The sequence below is a fragment of the Pseudomonas fitomaticsae genome, assembly GCF_021018765.1.
Lineage (GTDB): Bacteria > Pseudomonadota > Gammaproteobacteria > Pseudomonadales > Pseudomonadaceae > Aquipseudomonas > Aquipseudomonas fitomaticsae.
In genome coordinates, this window is record NZ_CP075567.1 from 3,354,164 (window position 1) to 3,372,321 (window position 18,158).

General features: G+C 59.6%; 11 protein-coding genes. 6 read left to right on the forward strand and 5 right to left on the reverse strand.

Features of this window, described 5'->3' with window-relative positions:
* The first annotated feature begins 4 nt into the window (after window positions 1–4).
* Window positions 5–985, forward strand: a complete 981-nt coding sequence (locus KJY40_RS15070) for an HlyD family efflux transporter periplasmic adaptor subunit (protein ID WP_230730879.1) — start codon at window positions 5–7, stop codon at window positions 983–985.
* 59 nt (window positions 986–1,044) lie between these two features.
* On the opposite strand, the gene KJY40_RS15075 is transcribed toward KJY40_RS15070, so the two are convergent.
* The 4 genes from KJY40_RS15075 to KJY40_RS15090 form a co-directional block, all read right to left on the reverse strand.
* Entirely contained in the window at window positions 1,045–2,466 is a 1,422-nt protein-coding gene (locus KJY40_RS15075; RefSeq protein ID WP_230730880.1) for an efflux transporter outer membrane subunit, read from the reverse strand.
* Window positions 2,463–5,654 (reverse strand): efflux RND transporter permease subunit, encoded by a 3,192-nt coding sequence (locus tag KJY40_RS15080; protein ID WP_230730881.1) that lies wholly within the window; start codon window positions 5,652–5,654, stop codon window positions 2,463–2,465. Before KJY40_RS15080 ends, KJY40_RS15075 begins: the two co-directional genes overlap by 4 nt.
* Before the next feature lie 15 nt (window positions 5,655–5,669).
* On the reverse strand, window positions 5,670–6,923 hold the full coding sequence (mexE, locus tag KJY40_RS15085) for a multidrug efflux RND transporter periplasmic adaptor subunit MexE (RefSeq protein ID WP_230730882.1): 1,254 nt from the start codon (window positions 6,921–6,923) through the stop codon (window positions 5,670–5,672).
* Between the two features lie 267 nt (window positions 6,924–7,190).
* A complete protein-coding gene (locus KJY40_RS15090) occupies window positions 7,191–8,108 on the reverse strand; it encodes a LysR family transcriptional regulator (RefSeq protein ID WP_115077910.1) in 918 nt (305 codons plus the stop codon).
* A 270-nt stretch (window positions 8,109–8,378) separates the two neighbouring features.
* Here KJY40_RS15090 and KJY40_RS15095 point away from each other — a divergent pair, with 270 nt between their 5' ends.
* From KJY40_RS15095 to pgm, 4 genes are all read left to right on the forward strand, one after another.
* Entirely contained in the window at window positions 8,379–9,401 is a 1,023-nt protein-coding gene (locus tag KJY40_RS15095; protein WP_230730883.1) for a zinc-dependent alcohol dehydrogenase family protein, read from the forward strand.
* A 547-nt stretch (window positions 9,402–9,948) separates the two neighbouring features.
* Window positions 9,949–11,403 carry a hypothetical protein gene (locus tag KJY40_RS15100; protein ID WP_230730884.1) on the forward strand — a complete coding sequence of 485 codons (1,455 nt, stop codon included), beginning with the start codon at window positions 9,949–9,951 and terminating at the stop codon, window positions 11,401–11,403.
* Between the two features lie 49 nt (window positions 11,404–11,452).
* Window positions 11,453–12,883 carry an aminotransferase-like domain-containing protein gene (locus KJY40_RS15105; RefSeq protein WP_230730886.1) on the forward strand — a complete coding sequence of 477 codons (1,431 nt, stop codon included), beginning with the start codon at window positions 11,453–11,455 and terminating at the stop codon, window positions 12,881–12,883.
* A 76-nt stretch (window positions 12,884–12,959) separates the two neighbouring features.
* Window positions 12,960–14,606, forward strand: coding sequence for a phosphoglucomutase (alpha-D-glucose-1,6-bisphosphate-dependent) (pgm, locus tag KJY40_RS15110; protein ID WP_192561059.1), 1,647 nt, complete (start codon window positions 12,960–12,962; stop codon window positions 14,604–14,606).
* Between the two features lie 61 nt (window positions 14,607–14,667).
* Here pgm and KJY40_RS15115 read toward each other — a convergent pair whose 3' ends face one another.
* Window positions 14,668–15,363, reverse strand: coding sequence for a pirin family protein (locus KJY40_RS15115; protein WP_230730887.1), 696 nt, complete (start codon window positions 15,361–15,363; stop codon window positions 14,668–14,670).
* A 278-nt stretch (window positions 15,364–15,641) separates the two neighbouring features.
* Between KJY40_RS15115 and KJY40_RS15120 the strand changes: the two genes are divergently transcribed.
* A complete protein-coding gene (locus KJY40_RS15120) occupies window positions 15,642–18,116 on the forward strand; it encodes a UvrD-helicase domain-containing protein (RefSeq protein WP_230730888.1) in 2,475 nt (824 codons plus the stop codon).
* Window positions 18,117–18,158 lie beyond the last annotated feature (42 nt).

Below are 18,158 nucleotides of genomic sequence, written 5' to 3' on the forward strand. Positions count from 1 at the left end.
AACCTTGAAGACGTTGCTCACTCGATTGACGACATTGGCGGTGGTGCTGCTGGCAATCGTGCTTGGCTGGTTCGCCTGGGAACATTACACCCGAGCCCCGTGGACGCGGGATGCGCGGGTGAGGGCGGATGTGGTGACGCTGTCGGCGGATGTCTCGGGCCGTATCGTCACGCTCGCCGTGCAGGACAACCAGCATGTCGACAAGGGTCAGTTGCTGCTGGAGATCGACCCGGCGCGCTACAGCCTCGCCGTCGAGCATGCGAAACGCTCGGTCGAGGTATCAAAGGCTACGCTCGGGCAGTCGCAAGCGGCCATCGTCGCCAGCGAGGCATTGCTCAAACAACGCCAGAGTGAAGAGCGCCGGCGGCGTACGCTCAAGCAAGGGTTCGCGATTTCCGGGGAGGAGTGGGAGAAGTCCAGTACCGACGTGGCAGTTGCCCAGGCGGATCTGTTGCGCAATCAGGCGAATCTCGGTCTGGCCGAAGCCAACGTGCAGCTGGCGATTGCCGCGTTGACCCAGGCGGAACTGGATCTGCAACGTACCCGTGTCGAAGCGCCGGTCAGCGGTTATGTCACCAATCTGCTGACCCGTCAGGGTGATTACGCGGTGGCCGGTGGCGCCCTGCTGGCACTGGTGGACAGCGGCTCCTTTTATGTCAGCGGCTATTTCGAGGAAACCAAACTGCCACGGATCGAAGAGGGTGACCGGGTGCGGATCGAATTGATGAGCGGGGAAAAATTCGGCGGCACCGTGCAAAGCATCGCCTTCGCCATTGCTGACCGGGAAAACGCGCAAGGCAGTCGGTTGCTGGCCAACATCAACCCCAGCTACACCTGGGTGAAACTGGCGCAACGGGTACCGGTGCGGATCGGCATCGATCCCGATTACAAGGGCAAGGATCGATTGAGAGCCGGCACTACCGCCACGGTCACGGTGCTGGAAAACCATGAAAGACAGGTACAAAAAAGCCCCGCGACCGAATGATACGCGGGGCAAAAAATTTGGTTGGTTGCGGCCAACCAAAGGAGCTCTTTAAAAACCTGTTACTTGCTGGCGACCGTCTCCGGCTGCCAGCCGCCACCGAGGGCCTTGTAGATCGCGACGATGCCGCGATACAGGTCCACTTCGGCCTGGGCCTGGCTGTCTTCGGCGTTCAAACGTTCACGCTGGGCGTCGAGCAACACCAGGAAATCGGTGGTGCCTTCGCGATAGCGAATCTCGGCGAGGTCAGCGGCCTTGCGGCTCGATTCGCTCTGACGGATCAGCGAGATCAGACGTTGCTGACGCTTGCCGTAATCACTGAAGGCGTTTTCCGACTCTTCCAGCGCGAGCAATACTTGCTGCTCGTAGGTCGCCAGTGCGCCTTCGGCATCGGCATCGGCGCCGCGCAAACGGGCCCGCACGCTGCCAAGGTCAAACGCTGCCCAGGTGATGCTCGGGCCCAGTGCCCAGGCGTTGGCCGCCGAGGAACCGATCTGCGAACCACGTCCGGCCGTCCAGCCGAGGAAACCGCTGAGGCTGACCCGTGGGAACAGATCGGCCTTGGCCACACCGATACGCGCCGTGGCCGAAGCCAGTTTGCGTTCGGCGCTGAAGATGTCCGGACGACGCTGCAGCAGTTCGCCCGGATCACCGATCGGCAAAGCCTTGGCAATCGCCGGCAGGTCTTTCGGGCTCAGGTCGACGGTCAGCTTGTCCGGACGTTCACCCAGCAGGGTGGCGATGCGGTTTTTCTGCCGGGCCTGTTCTGCCTGCAACTGCGGCACGCTGGCTTCGACCGACGCCAGACGGGCATCGGCCCGTTCAACATCAAGCTGATCGCCAACGCCGGCGTCACGCAGGCTGATGGTGATCTTGCGCGACTCCTGCTGGTTGTTCAGGTTGGCGAGGGCGATTTTTTCCCGCAGTTGGGCACCACGCAGTTGACCGTAAGCGTCCACCAGTTCGGCAATCATGGTGACTTGCAGTTGGTACAGATCGGCTTCGGCCGCTTGCTGGTCGGCGTCGCTGGCTTCCAGATTGCGCTGGATGCGTCCGAACAGGTCCAGCTCCCACGCCATGTCCAGACCCAGGTCGTAGCGTTCGCTGTTGACCCGTTGGGTGGTCTGGCCCGGAATCTGACCTTTGGCCAGATCGCTGCTGGCGCGGCTGGTGATGGTCGGCATTGCATCGTTGCTGGCGTCGTCGCGGATCGCCCGGGCGGCTTTCCAGCGGGCGAATGCCACGCGCAGTTCACGGTTGCCTTGCAGCGATTGGGTCACCAACTGGTTGAGGGTCGGATCGTCGAACTGCTGCCACCAGATGCCTTCGAATTTCGAACGGTCGAAGTTCTTCTGGCCGGCGGCGCCGTCGGTGGCGGACGTGATGTTCGCCGCCTCCGTCGTCGGGGTCTTGTAGTCAGGGCCGACGGCGCAGGCACTCAGGGCCAGCACCAGCAGGCTCGGCAGGAAGACTTTCAGACTCATTGGTGCGCCTCCAGTGGCTTTTGAAGATGTTGCGCCTTGGCCGCTTTGCGCGCTTCGCTGCGCTCCACGAAGTTGCGGATCAGCACATAGAACACGGGGGTCAGCAGCAGACCGAAGAAGGTCACACCGAGCATCCCGGAGAACACAGCCACACCCATGGCGTGACGCATCTCGGCACCGGCACCGCTGGAGAACACCAGTGGCACCACACCCATGATGAACGCGAACGAAGTCATCAGGATCGGCCGCAGACGCAGACGGCAGGCTTCCAGTACGGCGGCCAGCGGATCGAGGCCTTCCTCCTGTTTGTCCTTGGCGAACTCGACGATCAGAATCGCGTTCTTACAGGCAAGTCCCACCAGTACGATCAAGCCGATCTGGGTGAAGATGTTGTTGTCGCCGCCAGAGATGATCACACCAGTGATGGCCGACAGCAGGGTCATCGGTACGATCAGGATCACCGCCAGTGGCAGGCTCCAGCTTTCGTATTGAGCCGCGAGCACCAGGAAGGCCAGCAGTACGCAGAGCGGGAACACGAACAGCGCGGTGTTGCCGGACAGAATCTGCTGGTAGGTCAGGTCGGTCCACTCGTAGGTCATGCCGTTCGGAAGTTCATCCTTGAGCAGTTTCTCGATGGCTTTTTCGGCCTGGCCAGAGCTGTAGCCCGGAGCTGCCGCACCGTTGATTTCAGCGGTGATGAAGCCGTTGTAGTGCATCACGCGATCCGGGCCCGAAGTGTCGCTGACCTTGATGAAGGTCGCCAGCGGGATCATTTCGCCTTTGTTGTTGCGTACTTTCAGTTGGCCGATCTGGTCGGATTCAAGGCGGAACTGCTGTTCAGCCTGAACGTTGACCTGATAGGTACGACCGAAGCGGTTGAAGTCGTTGGCATACAGCGAACCCAGGTAGATCTGCAGGGTGTCGAAGATGTCGCTGACGGCCACGCCGTGGGTCTTGGCTTTTTCCCGGTCGATGGCGGCATCGACCTGCGGCACGTTTACGGTGTAGCTGGTAAACAGGTTGGCCAGTTCCGGAACGTTATGGCTCTTGGCAATAATGTTCATGGTTTCCTTGTACAGCTCTTCGTAGCCCAGGTTGCCCCGGTCTTCGATTTGCAGGCGGAAACCACCAATGGTGCCCAGACCCTGTACCGGCGGCGGCGGGAAGATCGCCATGTAGGCTTCTTGAATCCCGGCGTACTGGCCGTTCAAGGCGCCGGCAATCGCACCGGCGGACATGCTCGGGTCTTTACGCTCGTCGAACGGTTTCAGGGTCACGAACACGATGCCGGCGTTCGGGCTGTTGGTGAAGCCGTTGATCGACAGGCCCGGGAACGCCACGGCGCTTTCCACGCCCGGTTGTTTCAGTGCCAGGTCGGACATGCGTTTGATCACGTCTTCGGTACGGTCCAGGCTCGCGGCGTCCGGCAGTTGCGCGAAGGCCACCAGGTATTGCTTGTCCTGGCCGGGTACGAAACCGGTCGGCGTGCTGGAGAAGCCGAAGAAGGTCAGCACCATCAGGCCTGCGTACAGGAAGAGGGCGATGCCGCTGCCACGGATGACCCGGCGCACGGTGCCGACGTAGCCATGACTGGCGCGGTCGAAGAAGCGGTTGAACGGACGGAACAGCCAGCCACCGAAGATCTTGTCCAGCACTCGCGAGAAGCGGTCTTTCGGTGCGTCGTGACCTTTGAGCAACACAGCGGCCAGCGCTGGCGACAGGGTCAGCGAGTTGAAAGCCGAGATCACGGTCGAAATCGCGATGGTCAGTGCGAACTGCTTGTAGAACTGACCGGTGAGGCCCGAGATGAATGCCGCCGGTACGAACACCGCACACAGCACCAGCGCCGTGGCAATGATCGGGCCGGTCACTTCGCCCATGGCCTTTTTGGTTGCATCGAAGGGGTTGAGCCCCAGTTCAATGTTCCGCTCGACGTTCTCCACCACCACGATGGCGTCGTCCACCACGATACCGATTGCCAGTACCAGGCCGAACAGCGACAGCGCGTTGAGCGAGAAGCCGAACAGGTGCATCACCGCAAACGTACCGATCAACGATACCGGCACCGCCACCAACGGAATGATCGAGGCGCGCCAGGTCTGCAGGAACAGAATCACCACCAGTACCACGAGAATCAGTGCTTCGAAGAGGGTGTGAACCACCGCCTCGATGGAGCCGCGCACGAAGATCGTCGGGTCATAGACGATGCTGTAGTCCATGCCTTGCGGGAAGCTTTTCTTCAGTTCTTCCATCTTGCCGCGAACTTCGTTCGAGATTTCGATGGCGTTGGAGCCAGGACGCTGGAAGATCGGGATCGCTACGGCCGGCTGGTTGTTCAGCAACGAGCGCAGGGCATATTGGCTGGAACCCAGTTCAACGCGGGCGATGTCTTTCAGACGCGTGATTTCACCGTTATCGCCTGCCCGAATGATGATGTTCTCGAACTCTTCCTCGGAGACCAGACGGCCCTGAGTGTTGACCGACAGCTGGAAGCTCTGGGCATTCGGGGCAGGGGGCGCGCCCAGTTGGCCGGCGGCCACCTGACGGTTCTGCTCGCGAATCGCGGTCACCACATCAGTCGCAGTCAGATTGCGCGAAGCGGTCTTGTTCGGGTCGAGCCATACACGCAGCGAGTAATCGCCCATACCGAACAGCTGCACGTCACCGACACCACCGAGGCGAGCGAGCTCATCCTTGATGTTGAGGATCGCGTAGTTGGACAGGTACAGCATGTCGTAGCGTTTGTCCGGCGAGGTCAAATGCACAACCATGGTCAGGTCGGGCGATGCCTTGTCGACGGTGATACCGATACGCGTCACTTCTTCTGGAAGTTTCGGCTCGGTCCGGGTCACACGGTTCTGAACTTGCACCTGCGCGTTGTCCAGGTCGGTGCCCAGGGCGAAGGTGATGGTCAGGGTGATCTTGCCGTCGGCGGTGGACTGCGAGGACATGTACAGCATGTTCTCGACGCCGGTGATGGCTTGCTCCAGAGGAGCCGCCACGGTTTCACCGATGACTTTTGGGTTGGCGCCCGGGAAGTTGGCACGCACCACCACGGTCGGTGGCACGACTTCCGGGTATTCACTGATCGGCAACTGGAACAGCGAAATCGCACCGGCGATCAGGATCAGCAGCGACAGCACCGCTGCGAAGATCGGCCGTGAAATGAAGAATTGGGAAAAATTCATCGGAGTTGTCGTCCCTTAACCGCGTGGGGTCGCAGCAGCCAGTTTCACAACCGAACCCGGCGCGCCTTTGGCAGGTGCGACTTTGGGCAGGTTGCTGGCTTCCAGCGCTTGTCGTTGTTGAGCGAGAGCGGCAATGGTTTGCTCGCTGGCCATCGGGATCACTTCAGGCGAAACCGGGGAGCCAGGACGAACCCGTTGCAGACCCTTGACGATGATCGTGTCGTCCTTGTTAAGGCCGCTGCGCACGATACGCAGGCCTTCGATCTTCGGACCGAGTTCGACGGCGCGGTAGGCGGTCTTGTTCTCGCCGTCCATCACCAGCACGAACTTCTTGCCGAGGTCGGTGCCGACCGCTTCATCGTTGATCAGCATGGCGTTGTAAGTGCCGCTGCCGACCAGTTTCAGACGTGCATACAGGCCCGGGGTGTAAGTGCCGTCGCTGTTGTCGAACACGGCGCGACCACGGATGGTGCCGGTTTTCGGATTGACCTGGTTATCGACGAAGTTCATCTGACCCAGGTGCGGGTTGCCATCTTCGTTGGAGAGGCCCATGTACACCGGGGTGGTTGCACCGCGCTGACCCTGACGGGCGAGTTGGGTGTATTTGAGGAATACACGCTCGTCGGCGTCGAAGTAGGCGTAGACCTTGTCGGTGGAAACCACGCTGGTCAGCGGAGTGGTGTCGGCGGTCACCAGGTTACCGGCGGTAATCTCGGCACGGCTGACGCGGCCACTGATTGGCGCAGTGACGCGGGTGAAGCTCAGGTTCAGTTTGGCCAGATCCAGTTGCGCTTGCAGCGCGCCGACAGCAGCACGGGCTTCTTGTGCAGCGCTGGTGCGCGAGTCGGCCAGTTCGGCGGAGATGGCATTGCTGGCACGCAGGCGCTCGCCACGGCCGGCTTCGTTTTCACTGCGGGTGGCATTGGCTCGGGCTTGGGCAACCAGGGCTTCGAGGCGGCGAACCTCGGCCTGGAACGGACGCGGGTCGATCTGGAACAGCAGGTCGCCTTTCTTGACCAGCGCACCTTCGGTGAAGGCGACTTCGTCGATCTGGCCGGAGACCCGTGGACGGATTTCAACGGTTTCCGGCGCCTCGAGGCGCCCGGTGAATTCGTCCCACTCGTTGACCGGTTGTTCCAGCACCTTGGCCACGCTGACTTTGGCAGCAGGCATGGTGGCGGCGGTTTCCGGAGTCTTGCCGCAGGCGCTCATCACCAGCACGGCCAACATGGCCAACGGGAAGCGCAAATGTTTGAGTGATTGTTCCATGGATGCATCCGCCAATGTATTGAAGATGGGCGGATGATGCTCGGCGGGTAGATGGCAAACGAATCGAATGACACGAAGGTAACTATCATTCGGAATGATATAAGCCCGAGGGAAGCCTTCTAGCATGCGCCTTTCGTTAGGGGGCTATCAATTGCAGTGATGGAAAATCTGTATTGCGGGATCAGCAACAAAGCTGTTCGTTCACCAGCAAGGCCTGAAGCAAAAGAAAAAGCCCCTTGAATCGGGGCTTGGAAGGCATGAAACGATTCAACCGAGACTATCCGGATCCCCGAAGAACATCTGAATCCGCGACCGCAACCACCGCTCGCCCGGATCGTTATCCTGCGACCCACGCCACGCCATGTGCAGCTCGAAGGTGCGCGTCGGCAGCGGTGGGTCTTCTGCGCGTACACCACCGGCAGCGGTCAATGCATCCGCCGTGTAATCAGGTACGGTCGCAACGATGTCAGTCCCGGCCAACAAAGTACTCAGTCCATTGAACTGCGGCACGGCCAGAACCACATGACGCTTGCGCCCAAGCTTTTCCAGCTCTTCATCAATAAAGCCACTGAGGTCGCCCGCAAACGACACCAGCGCATGCGGTCGGGCGCAGTAGTCGTCAAGGCTCAACGGGCCGGGCACAGTGTCGGCGCGCAGCAGTTTTGGCTGGCTGCGGCGCAGGACCTTGCGTTTGGCGTTGGCCGGCAGGTCGGTGGTGTAGCTGACGCCGATGGAGATTTCGCCGGAAGCGAGCAGGCCGGGCATCAGGATGTAGTTGACGCGTCGCACTACCAGCACGATGCCGGGTGCTTCGGCGCGCAGGCGTTTGAGCAGCATTGGCAGCAGCGCGAATTCGACGTCGTCCGACAGGCCGATGCGGAACACCGACGTGCTGGTCGCCGGGTCGAATTCCGCCGCGCGGCTGACGGCGGTCGAAATCGAGTCCAGAGCCGGAGAGAGCAGGGCGAAGATTTCCACCGCGCGGGCGGAAGGCTCCATGCTGCGCCCGGTGCGCACAAACAAGGGGTCGTCGAACAGGCCGCGCAGGCGCGAGAGGGCCGCGCTGATCGCCGGCTGGCCGAGAAACAGCTTTTCCGCCGCACGGGTCACGCTGCGCTCATGCATCAGCGTTTCGAACACGATCAACAGGTTGAGGTCGACACGACGCAGGTCATTACGATTCATCTGGAGTCCTGGCAGAGTCATCAAGCTTGACGAGAGCGACCATATGAGAACAATGGCCGGCATGAATCTTACGGGGAAAGGCTGGTAGTCTGCACCGGGTAATTCAGCTTTACTGAGAAGGCGGCAGCAGTTTTTTCATGGATTTTCTCAATGCTGACCATGCTGCGGAATCAATGACAGGCATGTCGACTATTAATAGCCACTGATAGTCTTGGCTGGAAAGCCCAGATAGAGTTCAGGGCATTAGAGGTTACTTTGACGAGGTTTGCGATGTCCCGCACGATCCGTTTTCACAAGTTTGGTCCAGCCGAGGTGCTCAAATGCGAAGAGCATGCGGCTGCTCAGCCAGGTCCTGGCGAAGTGCAGGTGCGTGTCGAGGCGATCGGCATCAGCTGGTACGACACGCTCTGGCGCCAGAATCTGGCGTCGTCCCAGGCGCGTCTGCCTTCAGGCCTCGGTCATGAAATGGCCGGCGTAGTCACGGCGATTGGTGACGGCGTCGAAGATCTGGCAGTGGGCGACAAGGTGGCCAGCTTTCCGGCCGAGAGCCCCAACGATTACCCGGTCTACGGTGAACTGATCGTTCTGCCGCGTACCGCACTGACCCGTTATCCGGACGTGCTCAACCCGATTGAAGCCGCCGTGCATTACACACCGCTGTTGATCGCCTATTTCGGTTACGTTGATCTGGCACGGGTCAAACCCGGGCAGTTCGCCCTGGTGACCGACGCCAGCCACTGTGCCGGTCCGTCCTTCGTCCAGCTGGGCAAGGCGCTGGGTGTGCGGGTGATTGCTGCCACCAAGACGGCAGAGGAGCGTGAGTACCTGCTGTCTCTCGGTGCCGAGAAAGTGATCGTCACCGAAGAAGAAGACCTGTTGATGCGGATCAACAAGATCACCGACAACCGCGGTGTCGACGTGGTGTTCGACGGTCTCGGCGGGCCACAGATGTCGCTGCTCGGCGATGTACTGGCGCCTCGTGGCAGCCTGGTGTTGTACGGGTTGCAGGGCGGCAACCAGACGCCATTCCCGGCCTGCGCAGCGTTCCAGAAGAACATTCAGTTCTTCGTGCATTGCATCGGCAACTTCACCGGCAAGCCGGAGCTCGGCATCGTTCAGGATCACGTCGCCTTGCAGCGTGCCTTGCGTGATATCAACCAGCTCACTGCCGACCGTGTGCTGCTGCCGCTCAAGACGCGGGTGTTTCCGTTCAACGAGTTTGTCGAAGCACACCGCTACATGGACGAGTGCCCGTGCCGCGAGCGGGTTGCCCTGCAAATCGAAACTGCCTGACCTTCCCATTCAGAGTCCGTGGCCCCACGGACTCTTGTGCGTTTAATCCTTCAGATATCGAGAAACCCCTGGGCCAGACGCCTGGGGATGTTCAGCAACTGAACTGGTTTTTGCTCTCGATCTGTATCTTCTAATTGCCCTCCAGACCCTGATAATTGAATGACTACTTTCATCTCAAGGAATGAGCTATGTCTGTGCATTCTATTTGTTCCATGCAGTATCAATCGGCTGTTTATCATCGCGCCTCAAACTTCTGTTTAAAGTTTGTAGGGGTGCCATGTAATCCCTTCTTTTTTTCTTGTGCTCATTATGTGCAGGGACTTGTAAGAAGTTTCCTAGGAAAACTCACTCCTACAGACGGCCCAGCAACGACGGGGCTTTCAGTCATGCTGCTCGTGATTCTGAAATGCCGAGCGCTCAACTGTTTCAAATAACTACAAAAACTTAAGTGTTAGCATTTCAGCGTCTATTAATTAATGAAGAGTGATTGTGCGTCCGCCATTCGTGGCCGCGCGATATAAAACCTTTGATACCGGGTGAAGTACTGATGAGCACGATCCATGATCAGGCAATGAATTATGTCTACCAGCAAGTATTGCAACGACTGCTGAGTTTCTTTTCCCGTGCCGAGCGCACGGCATTGCAGCTGTTGATCCAGCGCCTGGCGGTCGCCGCCGGGGGCATGGATCGCATCGGTGAATTCAAGGTGTTGGCGATCCAGTCCGGCACACGCGACTGCTGCTACAGCCTGGCCCTGTTGCGTGCGGCGCAGCTGAGCATCGCCGGGCGTGCACCTGCCACGTTTCAGTTGAGAGTAGCGACCCTGCGATGCAATGGCGTGCCGCCTTCGGCACTGCAAAACCTGCATCGCAGTTTCAGTGCACTGTTCCTGCATGATGATCCGCGCGTCGAGTTGTTGATGGTCGATCATCGCGAGATCCAGCCTTTCAACCATCTGGCGCCTGTCTGCGATGAAGGGCGCGAGGCCAGCAGGCTCGCCCTGCTGATGGTGGGGCATCGCCGTAGCTGGGAAGAAGATCTGACACTGTGGGATCACCAGTATCTGACTACCGCCGAGTTCTACGGTCAGGTCGCCCGCTGGAAAAATGGTGTCGATGCCTTGATCAGTAGCGACAATGCGCGCCGTCAGGAGCAGTTTCTCGATGGGCTGGACCGGGCGGTAAACAAGGTCGGTCTTGGCAAGTTGTCACGAAAGGGCGGCGGGTTCGATGAACTGTTCAGTCTGCTCGACAGCATCGGCGGCGATTGTTATCGCGAACTCTACTCGCAAGACGATCAGGTGCCATGGCGTCCGATCGGTGAGTTCGAAGCCTGTCGTCGCACCAGCTATATCGGCATCGACGATATGGTGGTCGGCAAGATGGAGGAGCGGTGGCCTTTGCTCAGCGATTTCCTCGGCTTTCAGGCGGACGATCTGATGTTTGAGGCGCGCACCGGCGAGTGTGCTGATCCCCTGGTCGGCGCTTATCTGAAAGGGATGCAGGCCAGTCATACCGAAGGGCGCACCTATGAGGTCGGGGTCTCGGAGTATCTGCAGCAATGCCTGGCGACGATGCGTAGCAGGAACACGCCGGAGCAGGTTTGTGAGCGGTTTGAATCCGCGTTCGGCAATCTGTCCGATCTCGCGGAGCACCAATCGCTGGCAGCGAACTCACTTCAAAAGAATTTCGGCCTCAATGAAACGCAACTGGTTTGTCTGTTATTCGCCCCCTTCATCGATGCCGGTGCTGGTCTTGAGCGATTCCTGCGCACCTGCCATCCGGGAATGCTGGTCGCCATGCCGGACCTGCACCGCGCCATGCAGGGCCTGCACGCACCGGAGCAGGTCTTGCAATGGATGACCGATGTCAGCGGCTTGCCCCTGCGACTGATCTGCCGGTTGTATGCAATGGGGGCGGTCCGGACGGGCGAACACGTCGCAAAAGCGCAGGAGTTGCCCGAGCGCGAGGTCACTCTGGGCGACCGCTCGGCGGAAGGTTGAATGGGATTCTGTTGTCCGATCACATGGACGTCTGTGCGGACGTACGCTGATGAGTGAGCCGAGAGAGTCTGATTTTGCCTACCAGGCGGTCTATCGCTACCTGACGCAACTGATTAGCGAGCCGGGCAACCAGGGAGCGATTCGACTGCCATCGTTAAGGCAGCTGGCGGAGCGGTTGAACGTGTCGATCTCGACCATTCAATACGCCTACGCGCTACTGGAGAAAGAAGGCCGGGTCTATTCCGTCGCCAAATCCGGATATTTCGCGCAGCCTACATCGTCGGTCATGCCGCCCGGACGCGGCGATGATTTGCTGGAAACGGTCTACGTCAATGCCAGATGCACTGGCATGCAGGTATTGAGCGCCGATGAGCCGGCATCGATCCAGCCCCTCGATCGTCCGTTGCTGATGCTTGAACGAGAGCTGTTGCGCCAGTATCCCCGGCACCTGCAAACGCCGGCCCAGCCTTGCGGCGAGCTGGAGTTGCGCACTCTGCTGGCGGCCCGCTACACCTCATCGGCCGCCCATTGCTGGCATGCCGAAGATGTCTACATCGGTGCCGATCTGCGAGGAGTGCTGGAAATCCTGATCGCCGTCCTTGAGCTGCGCCACGCAACCGTGGTGATCGAATCGCCTTGTGACTGGATGATCCTGCGCCTTTTCCAGTCCGCCGAGGTTCAGGTGATCGAGCTGCCGCTACAGCCAGACGGGGCATTCGATCCGCAGAAACTCCAGAGACTGCTTGAAAATGAGCGGGTGCGATTGATCCTGCTGTCCTCCAGATTGAACATGCCCCACGGCAGTTGTATCCCGCCGGCCAACCGTGAGGCCATTGCGCATTTGCTGCTGAGTCATGGCACCTGGTTGCTGGAAAATGATTGCCACGGCGACTTGCTGGACGACGCCATAGGGGAACCGCTGCGCGAGCTGGTGGATCCCGACCGTCTGTTGGTGTTTTCCATGTTCGAAAAAATCATCGGGGTCGAAGCCCCCTACGGTTTTGTCCTGTCACGGCAATGGCGCGCGGACCTGCAGCGTCACTTCCTGTTGCGTTCGTTTCGACTTTCGCCGATCCGCCAGAAAGCGATTGCCCGACTCTATGCGAGCGGGCGGGTTGACCAGCATCTGCCGATGCTCAAGCACTTGCTCAGGGAGCGCCGAACGCAATGGATCGATTTGATACGCGAACGTCTGGGGGACATTCTGCACGTCATCGAGCCTGAGGGCGGTGCGACGATCTGGCTGCACTCGGCGCGCCCGGTCGTGATGGACGCAGTGTTTCAACGGCTGCTCAAGCAACATGTACTGATTGCACCGGGGGAGTTGTTCAGCCTCAGAGGGTTGCACGCGCAGCACATGCGTTTGAGCGCGATTGGCGGTACGGAACACGAGTTGTTAAGACTTGTCGGACTGCTTGGGGATGCGTTGCGACTGGCTCCGCGGACAGATGCGCGAAAACACTCGGCGTGTACGCAATAGACCCCATCGCACTCCGGACAAACTGCCAGTAAACTCCGCTGTAATTTCCTGAACCACTCTATTTCAGAGGTTTTGCATGACACTCAGTCCTTTTGCGGGCAAACCGGCACCGGCAGAACTGTTGGTCGATATCCCGCGACTGGTTACGGCGTATTACACCGGTCAACCCGACGCCTCGGTTTCCACCCAGCGCGTGGCGTTCGGCACTTCCGGGCACCGGGGCAGTTCCTTTGATTTGAGTTTCAACGAATGGCACGTTCTGGCCATCAGTCAGGCGATCTGCCTGTATCGCGAAGCCCAGGGCATCACCGGCCCGCTGTTCGTCGGTATCGACACCCATGCGCTGTCGACCCCGGCCGGAGCCAGCGCCCTGGAAGTACTGGCGGCCAACGGCGTGACCGTGATGATTGCCGAAGGTGATGAATACACTCCGACCCCGGCGGTGTCCCACGCCATTCTTTGCTACAACCGTGGTCGCACCACTGGTCTTGCCGACGGCATCGTCATCACGCCGTCGCACAACCCGCCACAAAGCGGTGGCTACAAGTACAACCCAACCAACGGCGGCCCGGCCGACACCCACATCACCAAGTGGATCGAAGCCAAGGCCAACGAACTGCTGGCCAACAAACTGGCCGGCGTCAAACGTATCAGCTACGAGCAGGCGCTCAAGGCTGAAACTACCCATCGTCACGACTACGTCAACACCTACGTCGCCGACCTGATCAACGTCATCGACTTCGATGCCATTCGCGGTGCCAAACTGCGCCTGGGTGTCGATCCGCTGGGCGGAGCAGGGGTGCGCTACTGGTCGGCGATTGCCGAGCACTATCGTCTGGACCTGGACGTGGTGAACAAGGAAGTCGACTCGACCTTCCGCTTCATGACCGTGGACTGGGACGGGCAGATCCGCATGGACCCATCGTCCAGCCATGCCATGCAAGGCCTGATCGGTCTGAAGGAACGCTTTGACGTGGCCTTCGCCTGCGACCCGGATCACGACCGTCACGGCATCGTCACACCGTCCGGCGGCCTGCTGGCACCGAACAACTACCTGGCGGTGTCGATCGACTACCTGTTCCAGAACCGTCCGCAGTGGCGCGCCGATGCGGCCGTAGGTAAAACCGTGGTCAGCAGCGGTCTGATCGATCGCGTGGCCAAGCGTCTGGGCCGTCGCCTGTACGAAGTGCCGGTTGGTTTCAAATGGTTTGCCGATGGCCTGTTCGACGGCTCGCTGGGTTTTGGCGGCGAAGAAAGCGCCGGCGCCTCTTTCCTGCGCAAGGACGGCGGTGTCTGGAGCACCGACAAGGACGGTCTGATTCCAGCCCTGTTGGCTGCTGAAATGACCGCCCGTACCGGTCGCGACCCAAGCCAGGCCTACCGTGCACTGACCGACGAGCTGGGCGAACCGTTCTCGGTGCGTGTCGATGCCAAGGCCAACCCGGAGCAAAAAGCCTTGCTGAGCAAACTGTCGCCGGAGCAGGTCACCTCAACCGAACTGGCAGGCGAGAAGATCCAGAGCATTCTCAGCAAGGCTCCAGGCAACGATCAGGCCATCGGCGGTCTGAAAGTGATGACCGAAAACGGCTGGTTCGCTGCACGTCCGTCGGGCACCGAAGACATCTACAAGATCTACGCCGAAAGCTTCATCGGCGACGACCACCTCAAGCAACTGGTGGCCGAGGCGCAAACTCTGGTAGACGGTGCGATCAGCACCAAATAAATCCAGACAACGGAAAAGGGCGACCCTGAGGTCGCCCTTTTTTGTGCCTGCGATTCGCCGATCAGGCCAGATCCACCAATACGATTTCGCTGTCTTCCAGCGCCGTGACGGTCAACACCTGTTCATTAGACACCGCCACACCGTCTCGAGCTTGTGCGCGCAAGCCGTTGACTTCAATGACACCCGTAGCGGGAACAAGATAGGCACGACGTCCGGCATCGAGGCGATATTCTGCGGTTTCCCCGGCCTTGATATTGGCCGCCACCAAACGCGCGTCGGCGCGGATGCGCAGGCTCTGATCGTCACCGTCCTTGCCGCTGGCGAGGGTCACGAAACCTTCGCGGTCGCCTTTCGGGAACGGTTTGGCGCCCCAGGACGGCGGTGCACCGGTTTCGGTCGGCAGAATCCATATCTGGAAAATCTTGGTGTCCGTGGCTTCCAGGTTGTATTCGCTGTGGGCGATCCCGGTGCCGGCGCTCATCACCTGCACGTCGCCAGCCTCGGTGCGGCCCTTGTTGCCCAGGTTGTCCTGGTGGCTGATCGCACCTTCACGTACATAAGTGATGATTTCCATGTCGCGGTGCGGGTGAGTAGGGAAGCCCGTGCCGGCGGCAATGATGTCGTCGTTCCACACCCGCAGGTTGCCCCAGCTCATGCGTTGCGGATCGTAGTACTCGGCGAACGAAAAATGGTGATGGGCATCCAACCAGCCGTGATGGGCGCCGCCCAGCGAGTTGAAAGGTCTGAGTTCAAGCATGATCGTCTCCTCAAAAGGTTCGTCATGGGGCGCGATGCCTGAGCCACGAAGCGAGACCGGTGATTGATGGCAGGCATCATCTATCAGTCAATCATCGAGAAAAAGCGTAAAAACTGCGGCATTCCAATCGAATCGATTGATATGAAAAAAGCTCGAAACCGTCTCATCCCACCTTCAGTTCATCGCCTAAACCAATGACCTGTAAGCATTTCGCTAGAACAAAAAAGCAAATGCAGACACCATAGCCCTCAACAGCCTCACATCCGGAGTCCGTCAGCGTGGCGCAACACACCCCCGATCTTCCTCCCGAACTTCGTCCCCTGGCCGAGATGCCCTGGTTCAAACGCCTGGCGGCGCGTTTCCTTGGCCACGGTCTGACGCAACTGCGCGCCCAGCACCGGGCTTCGTGGTTGCACGGCCAGGCCGACGGCTTTCGCAGCGGGCATACCGCCGGTGTGGATTACGGGTACAAGGAAGGCAAGGCTGACGGGCTGGAAGAGGGCCGCCAGGTCTTGTTGATCCGCGACAGCCGCAATACCGAGCATCGCCCGCCGGGCATCGACAATCATCTGTTCGACGATTGGCGCCTGCCGCTCAGCGCAGAGTTGAAAAAGCGCATGAAAGCCGACGTCTCACGCCTGCTGCCTGGGCACGCCCAACCGAGCGTTGCGCAATGGAAGATGATTTTCAGCGAAACCCCGTCAACCTCGGTGATTGCCGGCGCCGGGGCCGGCAAGTCGACCACGCTGGTGCTGCGGATCCTGTTGCTGGCTCACTATCTGGGTTTTGAGCTCGATTCGATGACCGTGGTGACCTTCACCCGCGAGTCGCGCAAGGACTTCATCAACAAACTGATCGAACTGTTCGCTTTGTGGGGCCGGGCACTCAGTCAGAAAGACGCGCGGGATCTGGTGCGCACCTTTCACTCGCGGATCTTGCCGATGGTTCGTAGCCTGCCGGGGTTCGAGCGATTGCAGGCATTCGAAAACCTCAGCCACCGCGCGCAGGGTGTAGATGAAGACGTCGACAGCAATCCGTTCGATCTGCGCATCAACGACGCACAGCGCCAGCAGCTCAACGCCTGTTACCACCGTCTCTACAAAGAAGACCCGCGCTTTGCGCAACTGATCCAGCCATTGTCCCGCCACGCCTTGCAACTCAAGGAGCTGGAACGCGATCACCCGGACGTGCAAAAGCGCATCGCTGTAACAGAGCTGGCAGCTCGTCGCGATGAAGAACTGTGCGACATGATCGAGGACATGTGGCTCCGCGCGGGCGCCTGGCCGATCAAAGGCATCGAACCGAGCCGCCAGACATTCGAAATCAACGGCGCGTCGTTCCATTGCCACGGTTACATTCCGAGCCTGGATGCCTGGGTTGTATTGGGTTTCGACCCTCGGGAAAACCCGCAAATCTGTCGTCCCAACGCCAAGCTGACGGTGCGTGCAGAGTGGGCAGTCAAGCGCACCCTGTTTCAAGCTTTCTGCCGTAAACCATTGATTTGGATTGATAATTACGAGTCATCGAAACGTCTATTGGCCACGCTGGCAGGTGATGTCAGCGCCGGTCCCGGTTTCGATTACAAGGTCAAGGGCGAACTGGCGTCCGCGCCATTGCTCGACTGTTTTGTCGCTGCCGCAGGCTTCATCGAGAACCTGGGCCTGGACGTGCCGGACGCCGTTGGCCGCATGAGTTTCGCCAAGGACGATCCGGACCGGTTTTTCTTCGAAGCCTTGAGCCTGTTCTGGCGAGCGTTGGAAGATCACTTGCTGGATCAGAAGCCGCCGGTCATGACCTACAACCGCATGTTCGCGCTGTTCAGCGAGCATTCACCGGAAAACTTCAAACTGCTCAGCGATGAGTTGCTGCGGCCGATGTCGCACCTGATGATCGACGAATTCCAGGACGTTTCGCCGCAGATCGTCTCGTGGATCCGCGCCAGCCTCTCGGAAATCCGCAGTCGCGGCCCGGCCATGCACGTCGGACGAGGCGCGCAGCGATCGTCGCTGCTTTGCGTAGGGGACGACTGGCAATCGATCTACGGCTGGCGCGGCAGTTCGCCGAGCTACTTCATGGAATTCAACAAGGAGTTCCCGTCGCCGAGCACGACCCGGGTGATGCTCAGCGACAACTATCGCAGCCATCAGCACATCATCGATGCGGCGGAACACGTCGTTCGGGCGGCGCCCGCGATTCCCGGCAAGAAGGCCAGGGCCAGTGGCGAGGAGAGACCGTTGCAACCGGTCAACGTACTGGAACGCGACGATCAGGCGCTCGGCCAGCGCCTGGCGGAACACTATCGAAACGGCGACTCAATCCTGATGCTCTATCGAAAAAGTAGCGATAAGTCATTGATAGAACAGCATATTCAGTCTGTAGTTAATGTTGATTCGAGCTTGCCGTACGAGTCCCGGCGCCTGAAACAACTGACCTATCACAGCGCCAAAGGCCTGCAGGCCGACGCGGTTTTCCTGCTGGGCGATTGCCAGCATCTGACCAGTTCGCCTTACAAAAATCAGGTATATCGCATGGCCGGGCTGGGCAAGGCCGGCGACAGCGAGCCTTACGACAGTGCGCAGAAAGACGAAATCCTGCGCCTGGCCTACGTCGGCATTACTCGTGCGGTCAGCCATTGCTACTGGTACGTCGAGCCGCAAGACTCGCAGTCGGTGAATATGCCTCGGGCTTCGGACCGGGTTGCCAAAGGTAAACCGTTCTTCATCGATCATCGGCCAGAAAAGAAAACAGCCTGAATGAAAAAGCCCGCACTAAGCGGGCTTTTTATTTTAAATCAG

What these genes read in the sequence shown, in the direction of transcription:
- KJY40_RS15075 (WP_230730880.1), bottom strand. Translation starts at nt 2,466, where the DNA reads ATGAGTCTGAAAGTCTTCCTGCCGAGCCTGCTGGTGCTGGCCCTGAGT.
- KJY40_RS15080 (WP_230730881.1), bottom strand. Translation starts at nt 5,654, where the DNA reads ATGAATTTTTCCCAATTCTTCATTTCACGGCCGATCTTCGCAGCGGTG.
- mexE (WP_230730882.1), bottom strand. Translation starts at nt 6,923, where the DNA reads ATGGAACAATCACTCAAACATTTGCGCTTCCCGTTGGCCATGTTGGCC.
- KJY40_RS15090 (WP_115077910.1), bottom strand. Translation starts at nt 8,108, where the DNA reads ATGAATCGTAATGACCTGCGTCGTGTCGACCTCAACCTGTTGATCGTG.
- KJY40_RS15095 (WP_230730883.1), top strand. Translation starts at nt 8,379, where the DNA reads ATGTCCCGCACGATCCGTTTTCACAAGTTTGGTCCAGCCGAGGTGCTC.
- KJY40_RS15100 (WP_230730884.1), top strand. Translation starts at nt 9,949, where the DNA reads ATGAGCACGATCCATGATCAGGCAATGAATTATGTCTACCAGCAAGTA.
- KJY40_RS15105 (WP_230730886.1), top strand. Translation starts at nt 11,453, where the DNA reads ATGAGTGAGCCGAGAGAGTCTGATTTTGCCTACCAGGCGGTCTATCGC.
- pgm (WP_192561059.1), top strand. Translation starts at nt 12,960, where the DNA reads ATGACACTCAGTCCTTTTGCGGGCAAACCGGCACCGGCAGAACTGTTG.
- KJY40_RS15115 (WP_230730887.1), bottom strand. Translation starts at nt 15,363, where the DNA reads ATGCTTGAACTCAGACCTTTCAACTCGCTGGGCGGCGCCCATCACGGC.